Here is a 2,386-nt window from a genome sequence, read left to right on the forward strand (position 1 = left end):
CCTGATATTGTCCGGCAATAGACTATTTTACCCTGTTCAAGGCTTGCAATTAAACCTTCAACCTCTAAATGTTGGATGTAAGCCTGATTTTTCGCTGCACACAGCATGATTGGTTTAGGAGGTTGGCGGGCGGGTAATTAAAAGATGACTCGTCCTTGCGTTTTTTGTTCAGTGGCGCACCTGCTTAAAAAGAACACAAATTTGCCGTGATTGTGTCAAGAGTGCTACTATGCTGGAATGTTTTAGCACGGATTTCGGGTTGTGCAATCCTGATTCGTGCTTCCTGTTAGCATCTATTTCACCAAACTAGGTTCTACGATAGACCGGTTGCGGGAATGTTTCCCTTCTCGTTAAGTGTTTTCACGTTGTGAGTCTGATTGTTGTGACGAAGGCGAGGTAGGGTCGCATATTTCTGCGCTCCCGGTCTTTATAAATAGGATTTTCCCTTTGAAAAAATTGCGGATATTTTTGGCGAACCTTGGCTTGCGGAGTCCCCTATTCCAACTTACCACACCGCCTATGGGATTACTATATCTCGCTGCGTACGTCCGTGATCGGTTTCCTGTGGAAATCAAGATCGTCAATCAACGCTTGGAAGGCTGCTCTAATGAAGCACTCGCCCAGATGGCCCTTGAGTATAATGGCGATATAACCGGTTTTGGATGTATCACCCCCGCGTCACACGGCTTGCCGGCTGTTGTGAAGGCTGTCCGTGCCGGCGCTCCGGATATGAAAATTATTATTGGCGGGCCTCACGTCTCCGCTTGCGGACATTCTCTTTTGGAAAGCCTGCCTGCTGATGCCGCTTTCATCGGAGAAGGCGAAATCAGCCTTTCCATGTATTTGGATGTTCTACAAGGCAACGGCAGTTTGGAAGATATCCCCGGTCTGGCATGGAGAAATGAGGCGGGCGAAGTGATCACGAACCCCGGCGTGTCTCCCATCGTTGAAAATCTGGATGATCTGCCTATGCCTGCTTATGACTTGATTGATTTGCCTCGCTATTGGCGGGTTCAATCGGTCGCGCCCATTCCGAGAAGGCGCTATTTTTCTATGGTTACCAGCCGTGGTTGTCCCTATGGCTGTACGTGGTGCCATAATATATTCGGCCGTAAATTCCGCTTTCACACTCCCGAACGGGTCGTGGCTGAGCTCAGTCGTTTTACCCAAGAGTACAACATTAATGATGTTGAGTTTATTGATGATTGTTACAATTTAAGGCGGGAACGGGTCCTTGAAATTGCTGACTTGATCGCACAAAAAAATCTAAAACTCAAGATTGCTTTTCCTAACGGTGTGCGCGCCGATTTGATCGATGAGACGATGATGGATGCGCTCAGCCAATCGGGCATCTACTTTTGCAGCTTTGCACTGGACAGCGCTTCTCCGCGTATCCAAAAATTAACCCATAAGAATTTGGATCTGGATAAATTTTTGCATGCCGTTGAACTGGCTTCCGCGAAAAGAGTATTCACCAACGGATTCATGATGCTTGGCTTCCCTGAAGAAACGGAGGAAGAAATGCAGGCGACCATAAGCATGGCGACCAATTCACGCTTGCACACCGCTTCTTTCTATACGGTCACTCCCTTCCCGGGCACGCCTCTCTTTGACTATGCGCGCATCCATTACCCGGATCGGCTGCAGATCTTGGACTATTCCAATATGGATTTCTGCACCATGCGCACCAATATTTCTGCGGTGCCCGATAAAACCTTGTACTACTTTCAACGCAAAGCGAATCGAAACTTTTTCTTGAAGCCCAACCGGCTCTATCGCATCTTACGTGATTATCCTCAGCCGCAGTTGCTTCCCCTATACCTGCCCATCGTGCTTGACCGCATGTCGAAGGGTCTGTTCCATTAGGCTTGGTGAGAACTTGTGAAGCCGCCTTTCGGGCATAGCACAAGTCAAGTCCCTTGGCATTATTCCGATCCCTTTCCCTTGACAAATTTTTCCTGCATCATCTCCCACGTGGCGCGCTCTTCCGGCGGACAATGAGCAAGGAGCAACGTCCACATGTGCCTGTTGCCGGGCCAGCGCAATAGACATTGCCGGGCATAGAAACGGATTGATTCCTGATCTTCCCGCGCCGCCGCACACAAAGCGAGCAAATAGTAGATTCTCCCTGTATCGCTGCCTTTTTTTGCTAACAGCAAATGTTCCCAAGCCCCCTTATAATCTTCAGATTCGAAAAGCGCCAAGCCGTAGTTTTCGTGGGCGCGGTAATTAGGCCAGTGCCACGCTAAGGCTTTTTCGTAATAGATTCCGCTGCTGTCTCCAGCCAAATGCGCCTGTTCCGCCCGACAGAGCAAGGCACTGGGTATCACAGTTGTTGCGATAAAGGTTAAGGCTGCTAATAGCGTAAGGCATAGGAGCGCGAAGC

At 49.1% G+C, this 2,386-nt stretch carries 2 protein-coding genes; one reads left to right on the forward strand and one right to left on the reverse strand.

Features of this window, described 5'->3' with window-relative positions:
* Window positions 1-447 precede the first annotated feature (447 nt).
* Window positions 448-1,866 carry a B12-binding domain-containing radical SAM protein gene (locus tag GX117_08420; GenBank protein ID NLO33363.1) on the forward strand — a complete coding sequence of 473 codons (1,419 nt, stop codon included), beginning with the start codon at window positions 448-450 and terminating at the stop codon, window positions 1,864-1,866.
* A 59-nt stretch (window positions 1,867-1,925) separates the two neighbouring features.
* Here GX117_08420 and GX117_08425 read toward each other — a convergent pair.
* Window positions 1,926-2,386: hypothetical protein (locus tag GX117_08425; GenBank protein ID NLO33364.1), on the reverse strand; the 461-nt coding region annotated here is incomplete at its 5' end.

It is taken from the genome of Candidatus Hydrogenedentota bacterium (assembly GCA_012523015.1).
Taxonomy (GTDB): domain Bacteria; phylum Hydrogenedentota; class Hydrogenedentia; order Hydrogenedentales; family CAITNO01; genus JAAYBJ01.